The following is a 22,445-nucleotide window of genomic DNA, read 5'->3' as shown; positions in this document are numbered from 1 at the left end:
GCAGCATCGCGCCATGACAGCCTTCGACGACTGGCGCGCAAGATCGCCCTATTATGACGAAACCCATGAAGCGCTGGCGCAGAGCGTCCGCCGCTTCGTCGCGCGAGAGATCGCGCCGCACATCGACCGCTGGGAGGCCGAGGGCGAGCTGCCGCGCGCACTCCACAAGAAAGCCGCCGATGCGGGCATCCTCGGCCTCCGCTACCCCGAACGCTATGGCGGGCACAGCGAAGGCTTCGACAATTTCCACGGCCTCGTCCTCACCGAGGAACTCGCCGCGGTCGGCGCCGGCGGCCTCGGCGCCTCGCTGATGACGCACGGCATCGGCCTGCCCCCGATCCTCGCCTTGGGTTCCGAAGAGTTGAAGCAGCGCGTCGCGCCGCCCGTGCTCGCGGGCGAAAAGATCATCGCGCTCGGCATCACCGAGGCGGGCGGCGGCAGCGACGTCGCGAACCTCAAGACCACCGCGGTGAAGGACGGCGACAGCTACATCGTCAACGGCGGCAAGATGTTCATCACCAGCGGCATGCGCGCCGACTGGCTGACCTGCGCGGTGCGCACCGGCGGGCCGGGCGCCGCGGGCATCTCGCTGCTGCTCATCGACATGGACAGCCCCGGCGTCGAGCGCACAAGGCTCGACAAGATGGGCTGGCGCTGCAGCGACACCGCCGCGATCCACTTCGACGGCGTCCGTGTCCCGGCCGAAAATCTGATCGGCCAGGAGAACGCCGGCTTCATCGGCATCATGCGCAATTTCAATTCGGAACGGCTCGGCATGGCGATGGGCTGCTGCGCCTACGCGCGCGTCGCGATGGCCGAGGCGGCCGAATGGGCGCAGAACCGCGAGACCTTCGGCAAGCCGCTCATCGGCCACCAGTCGATTCGTATCAAGCTTGCCGACATGGAGCGCCAGATCGAGGCGACGCAGGCATGGGTCGACCTCTGCGCCTGGCAGGTCAAAAACGGCAAGGACCGCCCCGCCGACTTCGCAATGCTCAAGGTACAGGCGACGCGGATGCTGGAGGCCGTCGCGCGCGAGGCGGCGCAGGTGCTCGGCGGCGCGAGCTATATCACCGGCAGCAAGGTCGAACGCATCTACCGAGAAGTCCGCGTCAACGCGATCGGCGGCGGCAGCGAGGAGATCATGCTCGACCTTGCTGGACGGCAGCTGTTCGGAGGCAAGCGCTAGGTCTCGCCGCCCTCCTCGCGCCGCTTGTCCGCCAGCGCGCGCGATTCGGCCTTCAACGGCCGTGACACCGGGCAGACTTCCTGCACATAGCCGTTGAGTACATTGGTCAGCGCGTCGGGCAACAGGCGATAGAAAACGAACTGGCCGCGCTTCTCGCTTATGATTAGCCCGGCATTTTCCAGCACCGACAGATGCTGCGATACCGCCGGCTTGCTCATCTCGAAACGCGCCGCAATGTCGCCCGCGCTCAGTTCCGCATGCGCCAGATAGGCGAGAATCTTGCGTCGCGGCGTCGACGCCAGTGCCTGAAAAACCCGTTCCATATACCCCAAAATGGGCATGGCCCGCGCTCTTGACAAGCAATAATTTATTTAAGTAATTACTTATATTCTTTTTGATTGAGGAGTCGGGTGATGCGTAGCGATGATGACCCCCATGCCGTCAATTTCCTGATCGACGAGCCCGGCCCCGATCCGCGCGCGGGGCGCGTTCGCCCCGATGCGCCCAGCATCCTGTGGAATGGCGGCATGGCAATCGTCGCCCTGATCGGGTGTCCTTTCCTCATCACGCCGTCCGCCATCATCCTCTTCTTTGTCACAACAGGCGCCGCGCTGCTGCTTGGTCACAGCGTCGGCTATCACCGGATGATGATCCACGGCAGCTTCAAGGCGCCCCGCTGGCTCACCCGCACGCTCGTCTGGTTCGGCGCCTTCGTCGGCATGGCGGGGCCCTACAGCATCATCCGCGCGCACGACACGCGCGACTGGGCGCAGCGGCAGGCCGATTGCCACCCCTTCCTCGCGCATAAAACCCACATCCTGCGCGACGCCTGGTGGCAGATTTATTGCCGGCTCGACCTCGACCAGCCGCCGCGTTTTGACTTCGCCGAACTCGACCGCGACCCCTTCTACCGCTGGCTCGAGACGACATGGCGCTGGCAGCAACTTCCCGTCGCGCTGCTCTTTTTCGCGATCGGCGGCTGGGGCTGGGTCGTCTGGGGCGTCGCGGCGCGCGTTGCCGTGGCGAACCACGGACACTGGCTCGTCGGCCACCTCGCGCACAATCGCGGGCCGCAGCACTGGACGGTCGACGCGCACGGCGTACAGGCGTTCGACGTCCGCTGGGCCGCGATCCCGACGATGGGCGAGGCCTGGCATAACAATCACCACGCCTATCCCGGCTCGGCGCGCATCGGCCTGCATCCGGGACAGAGCGATTGGGGTTATGATTTCATCCGCTTGTGCGAATGGCTCGGACTGATGTGGAATGTTCGCACGCCCGACACGATGGGCCGGCGCAAAGGGCTCTCCGAGGTCCCTCGACACGAGCCCGGCTTCGCGGCACAGTCGCCGCATGGACACGCCATCACATAGCTGGCCCACCGAGGCCGAAACCCTCCTCCCCGACCTTGTCGACCTCCGCCGCGCCATCCATCGCGAACCCGAACTCGGCCTGCAGAACCCGAAGACGCTTGCGAAGATCAAGGATGCGCTCGCGGGCCTGCCGCTCGAATTTCGCGAGGGGCCGTCGACAACGGGCCTGATCGCGATCCTGCGCGGCCCCGCGAACGGGCGCACCGTGCTGCTGCGTGGCGACATGGATGCGCTGCCGCTGCTCGAGGACACCGGGCTCGATTTCTCTTCCGAGATCGCCGGCGCAATGCATGCGTGCGGGCACGACACGCATGTCGCGATGCTCGTCGGCGCGGCGAAGCTGCTCTGCGCCGCACGCGACCGCCTGCCCGGCACCGTGATGTTCATGTTCCAGCCGGGCGAGGAAGGCCATCATGGCGCGCGCTTCATGCTGGGTGACGGGATCATCGACCCGCTGCCCGACGCGGCGTTCGCGCTCCACATCATGCCCAACGCGCCGCACGGCATCTTTGCAGGGCGTGCGGGGCCGCTGCTCGCCTCGTCAGACGTGCTCTCGATCACCGTCAAGGGCGCCGGAGGACACGCGTCCATGCCGCACGACAGCATCGACCCGATCCCCGTTGCCTGCGCGATCGTCACCGCGATCCAGACGATGGTCACGCGCCGTATCTCGGTCTTCGACCCCGCGGTCGTCACCATCGCGAAGATTTCTGCGGGAACGACGAACAATATCATCCCCGAAAGCGCCGAGATGCTCGGCACGATCCGCACCCTGTCGCCCGAACGCCGCGCGATGGTCGCGCGCGAGCTCAAGCGCCTCGCCCCCGCGATCGCCGAGGCGCATGGCTGCACCGCCGAGGTGACGATCGAGGAGGGCTTCCCCGTCACGATCTGCGACAGTCGCGCGGTCAGCTTCGGCCAGTCGGTCGTCGAGGAGGCCTTCGGCGAGCAAGCGTGGCTGACGATGGACAATCCGGTGATGGGCGCCGAGGATTTCTCCTACGTCCTCGAAAAAGTCCCCGGCGCGATGTTCTGGCTCGGCGCGAGCGAGGCGGGCAGCGACTGGCGCCAGTGCTGCGGGCTCCACTCGAACCATATGGTGCTCGACGAAAGCGTGATGGCGCGCGGCGCCGCGCTGCACGCTGCGCTCGCCGAACGCTTTCTGAACGAAGGATTCAACACATGATCAACATCATCGGCGCAATCATCTCGGGCCTGATCATCGGCGCGCTCGCGCGATTTTTCTATCCCGGTGCGGTCCATATGGGGTGGATCGCGACGATCCTGCTCGGCATCGGCGGTTCGCTGCTGGCGGGCCTCGCGACCTCGCGCGGCCGCGGCGATTTCCACCGCGCGGGCTGCCTCGCCTCGGTGATCGGCGCGATCGTGCTGATTCTCGTCGGACGGCTGCTCGGCGTCGGTGGCTGACGCCTATTCGATCATCGCCTCGACCGTCTCGTGCGGATAGAGCATGAATTCGCGATAGAGCCTGTAATGCGCCGTGTCTTCAAGCCGTGCCGGTTCGATGCCGAGCGGGCTGATCTGCCACAAATCCGCGTCGGGCAACGCCATCAGGATCGGCGAGTGCGTCGCCATGATGACCTGACTGTTATTCGCGCGCTGAATACGGCGAAGCAGCTTGAGGAATTCGAACTGGCGTGAGGGCGACAGCGCCGATTCGGGTTCGTCGAAAATATAGATGCCCTGCTGATCGGCGCGCTCCTCGAAAAAACCCAGAAACCCTTCGCCGTGCGACCAGGACAGATAATCGGGTCGCCCTGCACCAACGTCATAGGCGGCCTGATCGACGTAGCGCGCCAGCGTGAAGAAGGTTTCGGCACGAAAAAAGAAGCCTTTGCCGATCTTGGGCAACCACGCCGCGCGCAGGGCATCGACCAATAGGCCGCCGTCGCTGCCCGAGATGTCCGACCGCTCGACCGCCATATGGCCATAGCCGCCCCCGCCCTCGCTGAATCCGGCGAGCACCGCGATCGCCTCGAGCAAAGTCGATTTGCCCGATCCGTTTTCGCCGACGAGGATCGTGACGGGTTTCTCGAACCGGATTTCAAACCCCGGGTCGCCGAACAGCGGGATATTGAAGGGATATTGATCTCGATCGACCGCGGCCCTGTCCGCATCCCCGGCGGGTTCCCGCCTCCACACCCGCCGCAGATAGGGCGGCGGAAGCGTCGTCCGCGGCGTCTTTCTAGCCAATGCTCACGGCACCAGCACCGTATCGACCGCCTGCGGCAGCATGTCCGGATAATCGAGCGTATAGTGCAGCCCGCGGCTTTCCTTGCGATGCAGCGCGCTCTTCACGATCAGTTCGGCGCATTGCAGCAGGTTGCGCAGCTCGATCAGGTCGGTGGTGACGCGGAAGTGGCCGTAATAATCCTCGACCTCGCCGGTCATCATCTTGATCCGGTGCTGCGCGCGTTCGAGGCGCTTGGTGGTGCGGACGATGCCGACATAATTCCACATGAAGCGTCGGATCTCGGTCCAGTTCTGCTTGATAACCACCTCCTCGTCGGAGTCGGTCACGCGGCTCGCGTCCCACGGCCGGATCGCCGGCGGCGGCTCGAGCTGGTCCCAGCGCGCGACGATGTCCTTCGCCGCCGCCTCGCCGAAGACGAAGCATTCGAGCAGCGAGTTCGACGCCAGACGATTGGCGCCGTGCAGCCCGCTCTCGGTGCACTCGCCCGCGGCATACAACCCCGGCAGGTCGGTGCGCCCGTCGAGGTCGATCAGCACGCCGCCGCACGTATAATGCTGCGCGGGCACCACCGGAATCGGCTGCTTCGTCATGTCGATGCCGAGCGTCAGCAGCTTTTCATAGATGTTCGGAAAATGGCCGGCGACGAAATCGGGGTCCTGATGGCTGATGTCGAGGTGGACATAGTCGAGCCCCGACCGCTTGATCTGGTCGTCGTTGGCGCGCGCCACGATGTCGCGCGGCGCGAGTTCGGCGCGCGCGTCATAATCGGGCATATAGCGGTGCCCCGTGACGGGGTGCTTCAATATCCCGCCCTCGCCGCGCACCGCCTCGGTGATCAGGAAATTCTTGACGTCGAGATTGTAGAGGCAGGTCGGGTGGAACTGCATCATCTCCATGTTCGAGACGCGGCAGCCCGCGCGCCACGCCATCGCGATGCCGTCGCCGGTCGCGCCTCTGGGAGCGGTCGAGAATTGATACACGCGCCCCGCGCCGCCGCTCGCAAGGATCGTCGCGCGGCCGACATGCGCGCGCACCTTGCCGCTCTTCTCGTCGAGCGCATAGACGCCCCACACGCGCCCCGACCCCGAATAGCGCTCCTCGTGCCGCCCGGTGATCAGGTCGATGCACGCCTGCCCGGGGAGCAGCGTGATGTCCGGATGCGCCTCTGCCGTCTTGAGCAGCGCCGCCTGCACCGCCCATCCCGTCGCATCGTCGACATGGACGATCCGGCGGTGCGAATGCCCGCCCTCGCGCGTCAGGTGGAGCGCCTCGGCGTCCTTGTTGAACGGCACACCCATCTCGACGAGCCGCTCGATCGCGTGCGGCGCATTCTCGACGACGAACTCGACCGTCTCGCGCCGGTTCAATCCGCCGCCCGCGATCATCGTGTCCTCGATATGATTTTCGAACGTGTCACCCGCGTCGAGCACCGCGGCGATGCCGCCCTGCGCCCACGCGGTCGACCCGCCGGTCAGTTCGCCCTTGGCGAGTACCAGCACCCGGCAATGATCGGCAAGCGCGATGGCGGCGGTCAGCCCGGCCGCGCCCGATCCCACGATGATGACGTCGTATTCACTCATGGCGCCTCTGTTGCACAGCAAGGCGCCGCATGACAGGGGGATCGAAGACGCGAGCCAGGGGAATTTGTCGACATGTTCAAAGCGGAACTTGACCGGCGCGCGCTGCTGGCCGGAATCGCGGGGCTGCCGCTTGCGGCGTGCGCGCATCGCGTCGGGGGAAGATCGGCGGGCGAACTCGGCGTTGCGACCTTCAACATCTGGCACGACGCGGGCGGCCAGTGGCCGAAACGGCTGCCGCTGCTGACCGCAGCTCTCCGGGCGGCCGACGCCGATGTCATCGCACTCGAGGAGGTGCTCGAGGATGCGGGCAAGGGTCTGCCCAATCAGGCGGTCACGATCGCGCGCGACCTCGGCTACACGCAAGTCCATTTCGTCGCCCCCGAACCCGACGGCGCGCCCAAACGCTATGGCAATGCGATCCTGACCCGGCTTCCCGTGATCGACGTCGCCCGCCGCAAGCTCGAACCCTTGTCCGATTATCGCACCGCGATCCGCGTGCGCGTGCGGACCGGCGACGGCCCGGTCGATGTCGTCGCGACGCATCTTGCGTGGCAGCCCGAGGCCGCGGCGGTGCGCACCGAACAGGTCGCCGACCTGCTCGCCTGGTTACCGTCCGACGGCACGCCGCTCATCGTGATGGGCGATTTCAACGCGCCGCTCGACGACCCCGGCCTCGCCGCGCTGGGACCGCCGCGCTTCATTTCGGCCCTCGCAGCAGGCGCGGCACCGACCACGCTCAATCCCGCGCGCGGCCACGCCCCGCGCGTGATCGATCATATTTTTGCCGAATCGGCGCACTTCGCCGTTGCCGCCACGCGGATCATCGGCAGCGAGGCAGTGGACGGCGAATATCCGTCCGACCATTTCGGGGTCGCCGCGCGCCTGACGCGGCGCTGACGCTCAGGCGGCGCTGCGCGTCAGGTTGAGGAACACATCCTCGAGATCGGCCTCGCGCGTCGAGACATCGACGATGCCATGGCCCATCGCATTGACCGCGGCGAGCACCTCGCCCGCGTTCATGCGGTCCTTGTTGTAGCTGATCGCGAGCCCGCGCTCGCCCTCGCGCTCGACCTTCTCGAACGCAGGGTGCGTCGGCAACACCGTGACATCGGCGTCGAGCGTCACGACGACGATCTTCTCGCGCGCCATGTCGACCAGCTCGCGCGTCGGCTTGTTGGCGATCAGCTTGCCATGGTTGATGATCGCGATCCGGTCGCACAGCTCCTCGGCTTCTTCGAGATAATGCGTCGTCAGCACCACGGTCACGCCGCGATCGTTGAGGCCCTGCACATATTCCCAGAGCTGCTGGCGAAGTTCGATGTCGACCCCCGCGGTCGGTTCGTCGAGCACGATGATCGGCGGCGAATGCACCATTGCCTTTGCCACGAGCAGACGGCGCTTCATGCCCCCCGAAAGCGTACGCGCATAGGCGTCGCGCTTGTCCGAGAGATGCACCGCGGCGAGCAGCGCGTCCGAGATGCGCCCGTCCTTGGGCACGCCGTACAGCCCCGCCTGATTCTCGAGCGTCTCATATGGCGTGAAGAAGGGATCGAAGACGATCTCCTGCGGCACGATGCCGATCGAATATTTGGCGTTCCGCGGGTCGGCGTCGATGTCGAACCCCCAGATGCTCGCATGCCCGCTCGTCTTGTTGACGAGGCCGGCGAGGATGTTGATCAGCGTCGACTTGCCCGCGCCGTTCGGGCCGAGGAGGCCGAAGATCTGGCCGCGCGGCACGTCGAAACTGACATTGTCGAGCGCCTGCTTGCCGCCGGCATAGAGTTTGGAGACGGCGTCGATGCGGATGGCGGCTTCACTCATGGCCGCCTCCATAGCCGCGCACCAGCGCTCGCGAAAGCCCGCTAATTTTTCGTCAGCGCGGCATTAACCCCAAATTGAAAACCCGCCGCTAGGTCGGGGCTCGTGAGGACCAGCCACATCATTTGCCCGTTGCCGATGCAGCGCGGCCCAGCCGCCTTTGCGCTCCTGATCGCGTCCGTCGCCGCTTCTTCGCCGGCGATGGCACAGACCGGCGCGGGGGCGCAGGCCGAAGCGATCGTGCTTCGCCCGCTTTCCTTCTTCAAGGTCAACGACCTCGATTTCGGCGACATCATTCCGTCGGCGAGCGCGGGGACGGTAACGATCGAACCCGACGGGTCGCGCAGCCGCACCGGCGGCGTCACGCTCGCGGGGGGTGGCGGCGAACCCGCGCGCTTCGCGGGGCTCGGTACCGTCAACCGCCAGGTCAACATCTCGCTCGGGTCGAACAATATCTGGATCACCGGGCCGGGCACGCGGATGCGCGTGCGCGATTTCGCAATCGGCAGCACGCCGACCGCGCTCCTCGCGACGACACCGACGCGCTTCCGCATCACCTCAACGCTCGGAAACTATAATTTTCCCGTCGGCGGCACGCTCGAAGTCGGCGCCAGCCAGGCACCCGGCGACTACAGCGGCACGTTCACGATCACATTGAACTATCTTTAGACCTTCCGTGGGGGGAAGACGGCACCGGGGGACCACTTGCGCCCGAAAGGTGCCTGCGCCGGTGCCGTCAACGCCCCACACGGATTGCTCAGACCCGATTGCGGGCGCCCGTCCCGCTTGCTATGGGCGCGGTCGATGACCCAGCCCGCACCCGAAACCATCCGCACGCCCAAGACCCGCATCGCCTGCGACGGCACCGGCGACGGCCTCGCCGATGCGGCGCTCGGCCATCCGCGCGTGTGGCTCGAAATCGACACCGACGAGGGCTTCGCCGATTGCGGCTATTGCGACCGGCGCTTCGTTCTGATCGGCGGCGTTGCCGACAAGGCATAAGCCCCGCCGCGGCAAGTAAACGGCCGATTCACCAACCCCATGCATCGATGATGAAGGTCCGGCTGGCACAAGATGTGCCAGACAGGAGCAGAATCTGTGGGGATTCAAGGGACCGGAAACTGTCGGGGGGCTGCTCGCGCCCTGATCATCGCGGCGCTGGCGGCGAGCGCTGCGCTGTGCGGACCGGCCCGTGCCGCCGACACCAATGTCATCGTCAATGCGACGGTCGTCCGGCCGAACACGCTGATCAAGACCGACGACCTCGATTTCGGGACGCTGATCAGCGGCCCCACCGCCGGCACCGTGACAATCAACCCCGTCACCAACGCGCGGACGACGGGCGGCGGCGCGACCGCCATCGCGAACGACGGCCAGCGCGCGATTTTCCAGGGCACCGGCGGCATCCTGCTGATCACCGTGTCGGGCAGCACCTCCGCCACGCTCGCGCGCGTCGGCGGCGCCGCGCCGGCGATGACCGCCAGCCTTGTGCGCGCCGCGAGCACCGGTGGCGGCGGCGTCGCACTGCTCGGCGGCACGCTGTTGCCGAGCGGAGTGCAGACCTATTATATCGGCGGCACGCTCACCGTCCCGGCGAACCAGCCCGCGGGCGACTACAGCGGGACGTTTACGCTGACGGTCAATTACCTCTAGCTCGATGACCGCTTTCGACCGATTGCGGACCCAAGTGGTATCTGTCAGACAGTTCAAATGAGAGTATTTTTGCTCCCAATTTTAATGCTCGTCGCGGCTTGTTCAACTGTCGACAACACGTTTGTAGTGATGGATGAGCAAAAGGCCGTTTCGGGTGCCAAACTTGTGCTGTGTGGATCGGAAGTGCCACTCCGGCGGAATGGTGATCGCTTGTCTGTCAGCAAGGCGATCGATTGCGAAGGAAGCGGGCATATCACACTTCGCTACACCTCGGGCGACGAACGCGAATGCGTCGTTGGCTACGTGACCCCGGGCATGGCCCAGTCCTTCACGTTTCGAGCAACTCAAAAGGGATGCGTGTAACTCGAAGCAGCAATGTCCGCTTCCCACCCCCAAGCCGACATTCGGACGCATGTCACATGATCGCCGTTCACAACGAACGGGCCTTTGCCTCGCTGGCCCACCTCCCTATATCGGTCCAATGACAAGCCCGACCGATCCCCGCCGCTTCCTCTACCGCGCCGACGCGCTCGACCCCGACCTTGCGCAGAAGCTCGCGCGCGAAGCGCTCGCCAAGGCTGACGACGGCGAGCTCTATTTGCAATATCGCGCGACCGAGAGCTTCGGCTTCGACGACGGACGCCTCAAGACCGCCGACTATTCGACCGACGCAGGTTTTGGCCTGCGCGCCGTGTCGGGCGAGATGACGGGCTTTGCGCATGCCAGCGATATCAGCGCCGGCGCGATCCGCCGCGCCGCCGAAACGCTCGCGCTGCTCGACCCGTCGAATCAGGCGCACGCCGCGCCGCCGCCGCGCACCAACCGCCATCTTTACGACGAAGCGAACCCGCTCGACCTCATCCCCTTCGCGAAGAAGGTCGCGCTCTGCCAGGAAATCGACGCCGCCGCGCGCGCGCGCGATCCGCGCATCGTCCAGGTATCGGTCGCGCTCGCGGGCAGCTGGTCGGTGGTCGAGATCGTCCGCGCCGACGGCTTCCTCGCGACCGACATCCGTCCGCTAGTCCGCCTCAACGTCTCGATCGTGGTCGAGGAAAACGGCCGTCGCGAAACCGGCTATTTCGGCCTCGGCGGCCGTTACATGTACGATCATCTGTTCGAACCCGCGCAATGGAACCGCGCGATCGACGAGGCGCTGAGCCAGGCGCTCGTCAACCTGCGCGCCGTCGACGCCCCCGCGGGCGAGTTCACCGTGCTGCTCGGCCCCGGCTGGCCCGGCGTGCTGCTCCACGAAGCGGTCGGTCACGGGCTCGAAGGCGATTTCAACCGCAAGGGCACCAGTGCCTTTTCGGGCCGCATCGGCGAGCGCGTTGCGGCGCCCGGCGTCACCGTCGTCGACGACGGCGCGATGGACAGCCCCGTCGGCGGCGGCCGCCGCGGCTCGCTCAGCATCGACGACGAAGGCACGCCGACGGGCGAAACGGTGCTGATCGAGGATGGCATCCTCAAAGGCTATATGCAGGACCGGCTCAACGCCCGCCTGATGGGCGTCGAGCCCACCGGCAACGGGCGCCGCGAAAGCTTCGCGCACGCCCCGATGCCGCGGATGACCAACACTTTCATGCGCGGCGGCAACGACGATCCCACCGAGCTGCTTAGCCGCGTCAAGAACGGCATTTTCGCCAAAAGCTTCGGCGGCGGACAGGTCGACATCGTGTCGGGCAAATTCGTCTTCAGCTGCACCGAGGCCTACAAGATCGAGAATGGCAAATTGGGCGACTCGATCAAGGGCGCGACCCTGATCGGCGACGGCCCGAGCGTGCTGACGAAAGTCACGGGTATCGGCAACGACATGGCGATCGACGAAGGCATCGGCATCTGTGGCAAGGCGGGGCAAAGCGTCCCCGCGGGCGTCGGCCAGCCCACCTTGCTGGTGAACGGACTGACCGTGGGCGGCACGGCCTGATCCATTTCGTCATGCCGGGCTTGACCCGGCACCCGCCTTCTTTTCGCGAAGAAAGGCAGGCCCCGGATCAAGTCCGGGGTGACGAAGATTTGCGTCGCATGCCGCCTGTGACCGCCCTCACTTGGCGTTCGCCGCTCCCGCGCATATAGCTTACGCAAACAGAAGAAGAATCGGTCGCATCATCCGCGGGGGCATCCTCCGCAACAGGGAGGGTAATATGCGTTCGAATCTGCGTTTTATTTCCGTGGCGGCCGTCGCCGCGGTCCTCGCCGCCGTTCCCGGCTCGGCGCAAAAAACGACCGGCCCCAAAGAGCGTTACGAAATGGACGTCGCGACGATGTCGGGCTTCGCCGCGATGGCGGGCGGCGGCAGGGGCGGCCTCGGCGGCGCGATGGGGATGATGTTCGGCGGCGATCCGTCGAGCAAGGTCGCGCACCAACTCCTCCTCCGCCTCGGATCGAACGACGCCGCCACCGCGCCGCCGCCGAAGGGCGATCATTTCTTCCTGCCGCAGGCCAAGATGGGCAAATCGGTCCCGCTGACCTGGGAGGCGAGCAAGGAAGAGACCGGAACCACGCCATTCGAGCGCCCGAAAGGCCGTTTGCTCCTCTATTGGGGCTGCGGCGCGAAGGCGGGCCCCGGCCAGCCGGTGGTGATCGATTTCGCCAAGGTCGCCGCGGGGCAGATGCCGCCCAATCTCTTCTCCAGCGCGGTCCCGGTGATCCGCGAGGTGAGCAAGGCGAACAGCCGTTCCTATGTCGACTGGCCGAATAGCAAGGGCGGCAAGCAGCCCGGATCGGGCTCGTCGCTGCTCGGCGCGCACCGCGTCGCGAGCAATATCGGCCCCGACATCAACTTCACGCTGGCGCAGGATTATATGCAGGGGCTTTCGGCCTCGACCGCGATCCAGGGCGACCAGTCGGTGATGGTCCGCTGGAATTCGGTGCCGAGCGCGACGGGCTATGTCGCATGGACGATCGGCGGCATGGGCAATGGCGGCGGCAAGAACGACATGGGCGACATCGTCTGGTGGACGAGCAGCGCATCGAAGGAATTCGGCGGCGGCCTCTGGGACTGGCTGCCCCCGTCGGTGGTAGCGAATCTTGTCACCAAGAAGATCGTGATGCCGCCGAGCCAAACGAGCTGCCAGATCCCCGCCGAGGTCAAGAAGGCGTCGGGCGAGATGCTGATCGGCAACCTCAACGCTTTCGGGCCCGAGGCCAATTTCTCCTATCCGCCCAAGCCCGCGGGCAATGCCGCGTGGAATATCGACTGGACCGCGAAGGTGCGCTTCCGCTCGCACACGATGCTGATGGTCGGCGCCGATTTCGGCGGGATGAGCGGATCGAATACGGGCGGCAGCACCCCGGCCGAACCCGCGAAGAAGAAGAAATGCAAAGGCCCGCTGGGCATCCCGCTTCCCGACGGGGCGTGCTGAAACAACGGCGAGTCAGCGTCTGTTCACGCGGGCAGGCGTAAGAAGGCGCCGGGTAGGGTCTGATGAAGATAGGAGTTGAACCCATGCGTCACCTCATCCCGGCGCTTCTCGCCGCCGCCGCCATCGCGGCCGCCCCCGCCGCCACCGCGCGCGAAAAGCTTGCGCCCGAAGACCAGCTCGCCAAGCTGCTCGAAGGCCGTGTTGCGGGCGAACCGCAGGATTGCATCTCGCTCTCGACCGCGCGCAGCTCGCAGATCATCGAAAAGACGGCGATCGTCTACAAGGTCGGCAGCACCTATTGGGTCAACCGGCCCAAGGGCGGCGCCGAATCGCTCGACGATGACGATATTCTCGTGACGAAAACGATCGGCAGCCAGCTGTGCAGCATCGACGCCGTCGAACTGCGCGACCGCAGCAGCCATATGTACGCCGGCTTCGTGTCGCTCGGCGAATTCGTCCCCTATCGCCGCGCCAAGTGAGCTCGGGCGCGGTTGCGCGCGCCCTAATCCCCATTAAAGTCGTCATCCCGGCCTCCGCCGGGATGACGCTTGATGGGAACAAAGACCTTGGCCGAGAACGAAAATGCCCCGCCCCCCGCCGACTGGGCCCGGCAACTCCTCTCCTTCTGGTTTGACGACCACGGCATGGACGACTGGTACGGCGGCGGCGCCGACTTCGACGCCGAGGTCCGCAATCTCGCCGAAGGGTGGCACGAAGCACTACGTTCGCAGCCCGTCGAAACCTTCCTGACCGACCCTGACACCGCGCTCGCCGCGACGATCCTGTTCGACCAGGTGCCGCGCAACATCTATCGCGGCCACGCAGACGCCTTTGCGACCGACGATCTCGCCCGCGCGATTGCGCGCGGCATTGTCGAGCACGGCTGGCACGAGAACTGGCCCGATGCGCGGCGTCAATTCGCCTGCCTGCCGTTTCAGCATAGCGAGAATATGGACGACCAGCGCGAATCGCTGCGCCTGTTCGCGCGGTTCGACGCCCCGATGTTCCAGGACTATGCGCAGAAACATTTCGACATCGTCGACCGCTTCGGCCGCTTTCCGCATCGCAACGAGGCCCTCGGCCGCGCCACCCGCGCCGACGAGGAAGCCGCGATAGAAGAGGGCAAGAATTGGTGATAGGGCGAACCGACCAATCCAGCGGAGCCCGAGCATGGCCGAATTTACCGAAACGCTGACCGACAAGCATATCGCCTTCATCGAAAAGCAGCCGGTCTATTTCACCGCGACCGCCGCCGCCGATGCACGCATCAACCTGTCGCCCAAAGGCTATGCGGACAGCTTCCGTATCCTGTCGGACCGGCAGGTCGCCTATCTTGACCTCGGCGGATCGGGGAACGAGACGCACGCGCACCTGGCCGCCGACGGGCGGATCACGATCATGTTCTGCGCCTTCGACCGCAGCGCGCTGATCCTGCGTATCTATGGCCGCGGGCGCCCCGTGCTGCCGCAGGATGCCGAATGGGACGCGCTCGCGGCGCATTTCACGCTGCTTCCCGGCACACGCCAGATCTTCGTGATCGACGTCGACAGCGTACAGACGAGCTGCGGCTGGGGCGTGCCGATGATGGAATTGCAGCACGAGCGCGACACGCTGCAGAAATATCACCGCCAGGCCGACCGCACGCTGTGGGTCGAAAAGTTCAAGGAACGCGACCGCAGCATCGACGGGCTGCCGACGCGCCCGACCGACCGCTTCATCGCGGGCGACGCCTGATGCCATTGGTCGAGTTGGTGCGTCTGCCCAACGGCGCCGAGGCCGAGCTGCTGCGCGGCCGGCTCGAAAGCGCGGGCGTCCACGCGGTGTGCTTCGACGCGGGCATGAATATCGCCGAAAGCGTCGGCTTGCTTATCCCGGTGCGCATCATGGTGCTCGACGAGGATCTGGGCGAAGCGCAGGCGCTGATCGCCGAATTCGGGTCCGGCGGGAACGGAAACCTGGCCTGAGCGCTTGAAAAACACATGATCAAGGTCGCCAGTTACAATATGCGCAAGGGCATCGGGCTCGACCGGCGCCGCGACCCGGGCCGGGTGCTGTCGGTGCTCGGCGAGCTCGACGCCGATATCGTCGCGCTACAGGAGGCCGACCGCCGTTTCGGCGCGCGCACGAGTGCGATCCCGCCGCACATGTTCGAGGACCATAGCGACTATGTCCCGGTCGACCTGCTCAGCGGACGCCCCTATGCGATCGGCTGGCACGGCAACGCGCTGCTCGTACGCAAGGGCGCCGTGGTCGAGGAAAGCCACGCGCTGCACCTGCCGACGCTCGAGCCACGCGGCGCCGTCGCCGCGACCGTGCGCATCGGCGACACGCGACTCCGCGTCGTCGGCATGCACCTCGACATTTCGGGGCTGCGCCGCCGCCAGCAGGCGCGCGCGATCCTCAATCACGTCGCCGAGGGCGAGGAACTGCCGACGATCCTGATGGGCGACTGCAACGAATGGCGCCCGCGTGGCGGCTGCCTCGCCGATTTCGGCGAGCGCCACCGGCTGGTCGACACCGGCCACAGCTTCCACAGCCGCCGCCCCGTCGCGAAGCTCGACCGCATTTTCGCGACCCCCGATCTCGAAGCCGTCGAGGCGGGCGTGCACCAGAGCGCACTCGCGGCACGCGCGTCGGACCATCTGCCGATCTGGGCGCGGTTCAGGGCGGCGGAGTAGACGGAACCTCCCGCAAGCGGGAAGGGAACAGATCTGCCCAAAATTTAGGCAATCCCTTGCCTCGACTGCACAGCGAACGAACGATTGTTCGCACGTTGCCCCTAAAACCGTCACAAAATGTTAACTTTCGCGCGCGCCGCGTAATCTGGCACGCCCGTTGCAGTGCAACATGGTGCCATTTGCAAAAGGGGGCGTCATGAAGCTGATCTTGGCCATCATCAAACCATTCAAGCTCGACGAGGTGCGCGAGGCGCTCACCGGTCTGGGCATCGCCGGCATGACCGTGACCGAGGTCAAGGGCTTCGGCCGGCAAAAGGGACAGACCGAAATCTACCGCGGCGCCGAATATGCCACCAACATGGTGCCGAAGGTAAAGATCGAGCTCGTCTGCGACGATGCGCTTGCACCGCGGGTCGTTGAAACGCTGCAACAGACCGCCGGAACCGGCTCGATCGGCGACGGCAAGATTTTCGTCCTCGACGTGGGTCAGGCGGTGCGCATCCGCACCGGCGAGACCGGCGAGGCGGCACTGTAATGACGAAGGGGGAAAATATGACGTTCGCAAATAAATTTGCGGCGGGCGCCGGGGCTATCGGCCTCTCGCTGTTCGCCGCGCTGCCCACCTGGGCGCAGGAAGCCGCGACCGCGGTTGCCGCACCGGCCGAAGCCGCCGCACCCGCCGCCGACGGCCCGATCAAGGCCCCGACGGTCGAGCAGATGGCCGGCATGGTCGACAAGGGCGACACTGCGTGGATGCTCGTCTCGGCGGCGCTCGTGCTGCTGATGTCGATCCCGGCGCTCGCGCTCTTCTACGGCGGCCTCGTCCGTACCAAGAACATGCTGAGCCTGCTCATGCAGGTCTTCATGATCGTCAGCGTCGCGGCGCTCGTCTGGGTCAGCTGGGGCTACAGCCTCGCCTTCACCAGCGGCAACAGCTTCATCGGCGGCTTCGACAAGATCTTCCTGCAAGGGGTCACCGCCGGCACTTACGCCGCGACCTTCAGCAACAATGTCTATATCCCCGAATATGCGTTCGTCGCCTTCCAGATGACCTTTGCCTGCATCACGCCGGCGCTGATCGTCGGGGCGTTCGCCGAGCGTATCAAATTCACCCCGCTGATCATCTTCACGGTGCTGTGGCTGACCTTCGCCTATTTCCCGATCGCGCACATGGTCTGGTACTGGGCGGGCCCGGACTTCCTTGTCGATGCACCGACCGACATGGGCCTGCTCTGGGGCTGGGGCGCGCTCGACTTCGCCGGCGGCACCGTCGTCCACATCAACGCGGGCATCGCCGGCCTGATCGGCTGCCTGATCGTCGGCCCGCGCCTCGGCTTCGGCAAGGAAGCGACGCCGCCGCACAGCATGACGATGACGATGATCGGCGCCGCGCTGCTCTGGGTGGGCTGGTTCGGCTTCAACGCCGGGTCGAATCTCGAAGCGAACGGCCTCGCCGCGCTCGCCTTCGTCAACACCTTCGTCGCCACCGCCGCCGCCGCCGTCTCGTGGGCGTTCATCGAGCAGGTCAAGCACGGCAAGCCGTCGCTGCTCGGCGCGGTCACGGGAGCCGTCGCGGGCCTCGTCGCGATCACCCCGGCCAGCGGCTTTGCCGGCCCGATGACCGCGATCCTGCTCGGCCTTGTCGTGTCGCCGATCTGCTTCTTCTTCGTCTCCTATCTCAAGGGTAAGCTGAAGTATGACGACACGCTCGATGTCTTCGGCGTCCATGGCATCGGCGGCATCGTCGGCGCGCTCGGCACCGCCATCGTCGCCGACCCGTCGCTCGGCGGCCAGGGCTGGATCGACTACACCGTCTTCCCGGCGGTCCCCGGCGAATATGACATGGCTGGCCAGTTCATGACCCAGCTGTGGGCGGTGGGCACCACCATCCTGTGGACGGGGATCGTGTCGGCCGTGCTCTTCTACGGTCTGAAACTTACCACCGGTCTGCGCCCCACCGAGGACGCCGAGCGCGAAGGGCTCGACCTCGCCGAACATGGGGAGCGCGCCTACAACTACTGACGAGACAGGATACCCGTCGCCGTCCGCTCTCTCTCCTTTCAAACGGCGGCGACGGGATCCTACCGGGGTTCCTCCTGCGAACCACTGGCCGGGACACAAGTCCCGGCCTTTTTTTTATTGGCCAGAACGGCCACGGGCCGGGGCTTGACCCGGTCCTTTTTCAAATTTGTGGCCGGAACGGCCACGGGCCGGCGATGCATTGGCCGACCTCTTTTTTGTCATTTTCTTACTGTGGCTGGCGCGCAACATGTCCCCGCCTTTATTTCGCGCAATATTCATGCGCCATTGCGTAATGGAAACAAGAAGCGCACCCTCCCGCCTGGACCAGCGTAGATTGGCCATCAGGAGGAGGATTACCATGAATGCACGAGCATCTATGCTCGCGGGCTTGTCGTGCCTTGCGCTTGCAAGCACCCCGGCAGTGGCACAGAACGCACCTGCGAACAGCTATGACGGCAACGAGATTATCGTCACCGCGACGAAGCGCGACGCAAGCCTGCAGGACGTTCCCTTTTCGATCAACGCGCAGACCGAACAGGCGATCGAGCGCGCGAACGCGAGCACGGTCGAGGATCTGTCGCGCAACGTCGCGGGCCTGACCGTCCAGAATCTCGGGCCCGGCCAGAGCCAGGTGTCGGTGCGCGGCGTTTCGGCGGGGCAGATCGCGCGCGACCAGCCCGGCGTAAAGGAACAGGTCGGCGTCTATCTCGACGAATCGGTCGTCTCGCTGTCGCTCTTCACCCCCGACCTCGACCTGTTCGACCTCAACCGCGTCGAGACGCTGCGCGGGCCACAGGGCACGCTCTTCGGCTCGGGTTCGGTCGGCGGCACCCTCCGCTACATCACCAACCAGCCCAATCTCGACCGGATCGAGGGCAAGGTCGAAGGCAATGTGAACCTCGTCGATGGCGACGATTTCGGCGGCCATTTGAAGGGCGCAATCAACCTGCCCTTGAGCTCCAATCTCGCGATGCGCGCGGTCGGCTATTACACGCGCTACGCGGGCTTCATTAATGCGCTGCGCGAAGGCGGCGGCGAGAGCGAGGACGTCAACAGCGGCGAACGCTATGGCGGGCGCTTCTCGCTGCTCTGGAAACCCGCCGAGAATCTGTCGATCACCCCCCGCTTCGTCTATCAGAAGGTCAAGACCGACGGCTTCAACCGGCAGGAGGTCTATAACCTCTACGCCAACCAGTTCACGACGACGCGGCCGCGGGTGACCTTCGAGGAACGCCAGCAATATCTGCTGCTCGACGAGGCGTTCGAGGATGAGGTCAAGCTCTTCGACCTCACGATGAGCTATGATGGCGACGTGATCGGCGTGACGTCGGTGACGACCTATACCGACCGCGACATCCTCGTCAGCCGCGACGCGAGTGCACTGACGGGCAGCGTGTCGGCCGACCTCGGCTTCGTCGATGCGGGCATATTGCTCCCGGCGAACCTCGTTGACACCACCGGCGTCAAGCAATTCACACAGGAAGTTCGATTGAATTCGGCCGGAACCGGGCCATTCCAATGGCTCGTCGGCGGCTATTACGCCAACGTCAAACGCGACTATACGCAGCGTCTGCCGACGCCCGGCTATGACCAATTCGACGACGGCTTCCTCGCGGGCCTCTGTTCGCGGCCCGTCAATCCGGTGTGCCGCTCGCCCGGGGTGCCGCTCGAATCGTCCGACCTCGCCAATGGTTTCGGGCCCGATTCGCCGTATAACGCCGACATTCCCTATGATCTGTCGCAAATCGCGATCTTCGGCGAGGTCAGCTATGACTTCACCGACCGCCTCACCGCGACGGTCGGCGGGCGTTATTATGCCTTCGACGAAAGCCGCCGTTTCGTGTCGGGCGGCCTGTTCCCCAACGGCGACAACGCCCGCGACAAAACCTCGTCGACCGGCTTCTCGCCGCGCCTGCTGCTCAGCTACGACGTCGCCGACGGCATCACGCTCAATGCACAGGCGTCGAAAGGCTTCCGCCTCGGCGGCGTCAACGACCCGCTCAACCTGCCGCTGTGCGACGGCGGCAACCCGGGCGGCCCCGATGCCGAGACCTTCGGCGGCCGGCCGCGCTATGACGACGAAACGCTGTGGAACTATGAGGGCGGGGTGAAGGCGCAGTTCGGCGGCATCACCTTCAACGCGGCGGGCTTCTATACCAAGATCAACAATCTGCAGGTCACCGCCGATGCCGGCAGCTGCTCGTCGCGTATCGTCTTCAACGCCGATGCGCACACGATGGGGCTCGAGGTCGAGCTGTCGGCCAGCCCCTTCACCGGGCTCGATCTCGGATTGTCGGGCAGTTATGTCGAGGCCGAATTCGATTCGACACTCACCCGCCCGAACGGGACGGTGATCGAGGGGATCCGCGAGGGTAACCGCCTGCCCTCGGTGCCCAAGTTCCAGATGGCGGCGAACGCGACCTACAGCTTCCCGATCGATGCGTCGTCGGACACCAACGCCTTCGTCACCGCATCCTTCCAGCATGTCGGCAGCCGCTATACGCAGCCTGGCGATCAGGAAAACAATCCGCGGACCTTCGTCCACGGCTTTACCTTTGGCGGCGCACCGATCGGTTCAGCGACGACGCTCGACCTCAAGCTGCCCGATTATCAGCTGGTGAACCTCGGCGCGGGGATCGAGTTTCCGAACGAGCTCGAAATCTCGGTCTATGTGAACAATCTGCTCGACGAGAATGCGCTGCTCGCCTTCGATCGCGAACGCGGCGGGCGGGCGCGCCTCGGCTTTGCGACGAACCAGCCGCGCACCTTCGGCGTCACGGTTCGCAAGGGCTTCTGAGGGGGAGAAATGGGCCGGGCGCCGACGCGTTCCGGCCCATTTTTAGGTTCTGAAATGTTGCACAAAATTAGCGCAGCATTGCCGCAATTTTAGCCTTTCCAACATGACATTAATATGGCATTCATTGCGTCAACAGTTTCAGGAGGGGAGAGCCTGAAAGGCTGGGCCGGGACGCAAGTCCCGGCCCTCTTTTTTTGTGCGCAGCACAGATGCCGGTCAAAATCGGCAGTTTTCAGGGGTTTGTGCGCGCGTAGCGCAGCATGGCGAAGACGCGCCAGCTGCCGTCATCCTGCAAAATCGAATCGCTGACGACGAGTCTTCCGCTCGCTTCAAGGACATAGGTCGACCGGCCGATCTCGACATCGGCGCTGCCCCAATGTGTCCACCATTTCGCCGCATTCGCCCCGCCGACGACGGCACGTGTACGGCCAGTGCTGTCGGTCCATTTTCCGCGCACGCGCCCCTTCGCATCGAACGCGTACGTCGCCTCAGCCGAATAGGCGACCGGCGGCGTCCCCGCGATGCTCAGGCGATAGGCGAGCGTCGTCGCCCCGCCCTCACCCGGCGCGATGTCGAGCGTCGCGGTCGCGGGCTTGCCGAACGCCTCGCCCTCCCCCACCCAGCTGCCGTGCCACGCGGCGAGCGACGGGGCTTCGGCGGCGGGCGCAGCCGGCGCCACTAGTGCCGCCGCCACCCACCCGAGCGATATCATGCCGCGATCTCGGACTGCGAGAACATGAAGGCATTGCCGTCGGGATCGTAGAAAGTGAGCAATTTCACCAGCCCCGGAATATGCTGGATATCGCCGTCCTGCCGCACGCCCTCGGCATCGAGATGCGTCTTCGCTTCGACGATATCGGCGACTTCGAACACATTGGTCGCGCCGCCGCCCTGAACGACCGCCTCGACTTGGCTGAGCCCGATGTTCACCCCCGCCATCGGGGTCTTGAGCTCGCACCAGCCGAGCTCGTCGGCGCGGTAGAGCAGTTCGCAATGCATCACGCGCTCGTACCAGGCGATCGACGCGGTCATGTCCTTGACCCCCATCGAACAGGTAAGCTCGGATCCGATCTGAAGTGCCATGCATTCCTCCCTTTTCGCGAAGCGCCGAGCCGCGCGGAGAATCGCATGGCCCATATCGCTTGCCTCAATGGTCTGGTTTGTATAGTTAGTTGCAAATGCCGTCAACCGCGTCCGACCCCATGCTGATTCAGCTCGGCAGCCATCGCTGGCTGGTGCCGCTGCTCGCCGATCTGGCGGCACACAGGGGCGCGCGCTTCGTCGAACTGATCCACCGCCTCGGGCTTTCGCGCGACAGCCTCACGCGCACGCTGGAGGCAGCGGCGACGATCGGATGGGTGGCGCGCAACCCCGGCCACGGCCACCCGCTACGCCCCGAATATATATTGACCGAAGCCGGCGCCGCCGCCGCCGCACGCGCCGCAACGATCGCCGAAGCGCAGCAGAAAATCGACCTGCCGCCCGGCGCCGCGACGCGCTGGGGATTTCCACTGGTGGTCGGGATCGGCGCGGGCCACGACCGCTTCAACGCGCTGTCGCGCCTGCTCGCCCCCGCCACTCCGCGTGCGCTGTCGCAGGGCCTGACCGCGCTCGGCAAGCACGGGCTGGTGACGCGCGAAGTGCTCGACATGCGCCCTCCCGCCAGTCGCTATGATTTGACCCAAAGCGGCGCGCTGCTCGCTGCAGCGTGCGCTTAATGTACCCCGGCGAAAGCCAGGGCCCAGACTGCTGACGCGG

At 65.5% G+C, this 22,445-nt stretch carries 25 protein-coding genes; 19 read left to right on the top strand and 6 right to left on the bottom strand.

Annotated elements, in window-relative coordinates; genetic code table 11:
- Positions 1-13: 13 nt before the first annotated feature.
- Positions 14-1,189, top strand: a complete 1,176-nt coding sequence (locus V8J55_RS07450; protein ID WP_336445021.1) for an acyl-CoA dehydrogenase family protein — start codon at positions 14-16, stop codon at positions 1,187-1,189.
- On the opposite strand, the gene V8J55_RS07445 is transcribed toward V8J55_RS07450, so the two are convergent.
- Positions 1,186-1,530, bottom strand: coding sequence for a metalloregulator ArsR/SmtB family transcription factor (locus V8J55_RS07445; RefSeq protein ID WP_336445020.1), 345 nt, complete (start codon positions 1,528-1,530; stop codon positions 1,186-1,188). The genes V8J55_RS07450 and V8J55_RS07445 overlap by 4 nt on opposite strands.
- Positions 1,531-1,602: 72 nt before the next feature.
- On the opposite strand from V8J55_RS07445, the gene V8J55_RS07440 reads away from it, so the two are divergent.
- Genes V8J55_RS07440 through V8J55_RS07430 form a run of 3 tightly spaced genes read left to right on the top strand, consistent with a single transcriptional unit; the run spans position 1,603 to position 3,990 of the window.
- Positions 1,603-2,562, top strand: coding sequence for an acyl-CoA desaturase (locus V8J55_RS07440; protein WP_336445019.1), 960 nt, complete (start codon positions 1,603-1,605; stop codon positions 2,560-2,562).
- Positions 2,543-3,748, top strand: a complete 1,206-nt coding sequence (locus V8J55_RS07435) for a M20 metallopeptidase family protein (protein ID WP_336445018.1) — start codon at positions 2,543-2,545, stop codon at positions 3,746-3,748. The genes V8J55_RS07440 and V8J55_RS07435 overlap by 20 nt, the downstream gene beginning before the upstream one ends.
- Positions 3,745-3,990 (top strand): GlsB/YeaQ/YmgE family stress response membrane protein, encoded by a 246-nt coding sequence (locus tag V8J55_RS07430; RefSeq protein WP_336445017.1) that lies wholly within the window; start codon positions 3,745-3,747, stop codon positions 3,988-3,990. Before V8J55_RS07435 ends, V8J55_RS07430 begins: the two co-directional genes overlap by 4 nt.
- Positions 3,991-3,993: 3 nt before the next feature.
- Here V8J55_RS07430 and V8J55_RS07425 read toward each other — a convergent pair whose 3' ends face one another.
- Positions 3,994-4,776 carry an AAA family ATPase gene (locus V8J55_RS07425; RefSeq protein ID WP_336445016.1) on the bottom strand — a complete coding sequence of 261 codons (783 nt, stop codon included), beginning with the start codon at positions 4,774-4,776 and terminating at the stop codon, positions 3,994-3,996.
- 3 nt (positions 4,777-4,779) lie between these two features.
- Complete coding sequence (nadB, locus tag V8J55_RS07420) at positions 4,780-6,357, bottom strand: L-aspartate oxidase (RefSeq protein WP_336445015.1); 1,578 nt, start codon at positions 6,355-6,357, stop codon at positions 4,780-4,782.
- A gap of 72 nt (positions 6,358-6,429) precedes the next feature.
- Here nadB and V8J55_RS07415 point away from each other — a divergent pair, with 72 nt between their 5' ends.
- A complete protein-coding gene (locus V8J55_RS07415) occupies positions 6,430-7,254 on the top strand; it encodes an endonuclease/exonuclease/phosphatase family protein (protein ID WP_336445014.1) in 825 nt (274 codons plus the stop codon).
- 3 nt (positions 7,255-7,257) lie between these two features.
- Here V8J55_RS07415 and V8J55_RS07410 read toward each other — a convergent pair whose 3' ends face one another.
- A complete protein-coding gene (locus V8J55_RS07410; RefSeq protein ID WP_336445013.1) occupies positions 7,258-8,178 on the bottom strand; it encodes an ABC transporter ATP-binding protein in 921 nt (306 codons plus the stop codon).
- Positions 8,179-8,280: 102 nt separating this feature from the next.
- Between V8J55_RS07410 and V8J55_RS07405 the strand changes: the two genes are divergently transcribed.
- The 13 genes from V8J55_RS07405 (at position 8,281) to V8J55_RS07345 (ending at position 20,687) form a co-directional block, all read left to right on the top strand.
- Positions 8,281-8,844, top strand: a complete 564-nt coding sequence (locus V8J55_RS07405) for a DUF4402 domain-containing protein (RefSeq protein WP_336445012.1) — start codon at positions 8,281-8,283, stop codon at positions 8,842-8,844.
- Between the two features lie 135 nt (positions 8,845-8,979).
- Positions 8,980-9,177, top strand: a complete 198-nt coding sequence (locus V8J55_RS07400) for a zinc-finger domain-containing protein (protein WP_336445011.1) — start codon at positions 8,980-8,982, stop codon at positions 9,175-9,177.
- Positions 9,178-9,273: 96 nt separating this feature from the next.
- Complete coding sequence (locus V8J55_RS07395; protein WP_336445010.1) at positions 9,274-9,828, top strand: DUF4402 domain-containing protein; 555 nt, start codon at positions 9,274-9,276, stop codon at positions 9,826-9,828.
- A 481-nt stretch (positions 9,829-10,309) separates the two neighbouring features.
- Entirely contained in the window at positions 10,310-11,752 is a 1,443-nt protein-coding gene (gene tldD, locus V8J55_RS07390; RefSeq protein WP_336445009.1) for a metalloprotease TldD, read from the top strand.
- Positions 11,753-11,969: 217 nt separating this feature from the next.
- Positions 11,970-13,190: a hypothetical protein gene (locus V8J55_RS07385; protein ID WP_336445008.1), complete on the top strand. Its 1,221-nt coding sequence runs from the start codon at positions 11,970-11,972 to the stop codon at positions 13,188-13,190.
- Between the two features lie 83 nt (positions 13,191-13,273).
- Positions 13,274-13,669, top strand: coding sequence for a hypothetical protein (locus tag V8J55_RS07380; RefSeq protein WP_336445007.1), 396 nt, complete (start codon positions 13,274-13,276; stop codon positions 13,667-13,669).
- Positions 13,670-13,741: 72 nt separating this feature from the next.
- On the top strand, positions 13,742-14,326 hold the full coding sequence (locus V8J55_RS07375; protein ID WP_336445006.1) for a DUF924 family protein: 585 nt from the start codon (positions 13,742-13,744) through the stop codon (positions 14,324-14,326).
- A 34-nt stretch (positions 14,327-14,360) separates the two neighbouring features.
- Positions 14,361-14,924 (top strand): pyridoxamine 5'-phosphate oxidase family protein, encoded by a 564-nt coding sequence (locus tag V8J55_RS07370; RefSeq protein ID WP_336445005.1) that lies wholly within the window; start codon positions 14,361-14,363, stop codon positions 14,922-14,924.
- Positions 14,924-15,154: a putative signal transducing protein gene (locus tag V8J55_RS07365; protein WP_336445004.1), complete on the top strand. Its 231-nt coding sequence runs from the start codon at positions 14,924-14,926 to the stop codon at positions 15,152-15,154. Before V8J55_RS07370 ends, V8J55_RS07365 begins: the two co-directional genes overlap by 1 nt.
- 15 nt (positions 15,155-15,169) lie before the next feature.
- Positions 15,170-15,868, top strand: a complete 699-nt coding sequence (locus V8J55_RS07360) for an endonuclease/exonuclease/phosphatase family protein (protein ID WP_336445003.1) — start codon at positions 15,170-15,172, stop codon at positions 15,866-15,868.
- Positions 15,869-16,064: 196 nt separating this feature from the next.
- Positions 16,065-16,403, top strand: a complete 339-nt coding sequence (locus V8J55_RS07355; RefSeq protein ID WP_037513494.1) for a P-II family nitrogen regulator — start codon at positions 16,065-16,067, stop codon at positions 16,401-16,403.
- Positions 16,404-16,420: 17 nt separating this feature from the next.
- Positions 16,421-17,890: an ammonium transporter gene (locus V8J55_RS07350; protein ID WP_336445002.1), complete on the top strand. Its 1,470-nt coding sequence runs from the start codon at positions 16,421-16,423 to the stop codon at positions 17,888-17,890.
- A gap of 376 nt (positions 17,891-18,266) precedes the next feature.
- Entirely contained in the window at positions 18,267-20,687 is a 2,421-nt protein-coding gene (locus V8J55_RS07345) for a TonB-dependent receptor (protein WP_336445719.1), read from the top strand.
- Positions 20,688-20,919: 232 nt separating this feature from the next.
- Here the strand turns inward: V8J55_RS07345 and V8J55_RS07340 are convergent, their stop codons facing one another.
- Both V8J55_RS07340 and V8J55_RS07335 read right to left on the bottom strand, forming a co-directional pair.
- Positions 20,920-21,399, bottom strand: a complete 480-nt coding sequence (locus tag V8J55_RS07340; RefSeq protein ID WP_336445001.1) for a hypothetical protein — start codon at positions 21,397-21,399, stop codon at positions 20,920-20,922.
- Complete coding sequence (locus V8J55_RS07335) at positions 21,396-21,770, bottom strand: VOC family protein (protein ID WP_336445000.1); 375 nt, start codon at positions 21,768-21,770, stop codon at positions 21,396-21,398. Before V8J55_RS07335 ends, V8J55_RS07340 begins: the two co-directional genes overlap by 4 nt.
- 119 nt (positions 21,771-21,889) lie before the next feature.
- On the opposite strand from V8J55_RS07335, the gene V8J55_RS07330 reads away from it, so the two are divergent.
- Entirely contained in the window at positions 21,890-22,405 is a 516-nt protein-coding gene (locus V8J55_RS07330; protein WP_336444999.1) for a winged helix-turn-helix transcriptional regulator, read from the top strand.
- Positions 22,406-22,445 lie beyond the last annotated feature (40 nt).

Source organism: Sphingopyxis sp. CCNWLW2 (genome assembly GCF_037095755.1).
Classification (GTDB): Bacteria; Pseudomonadota; Alphaproteobacteria; order Sphingomonadales; family Sphingomonadaceae; genus Sphingopyxis.
This window is presented reverse-complemented; position numbering and strand designations above follow the sequence as displayed.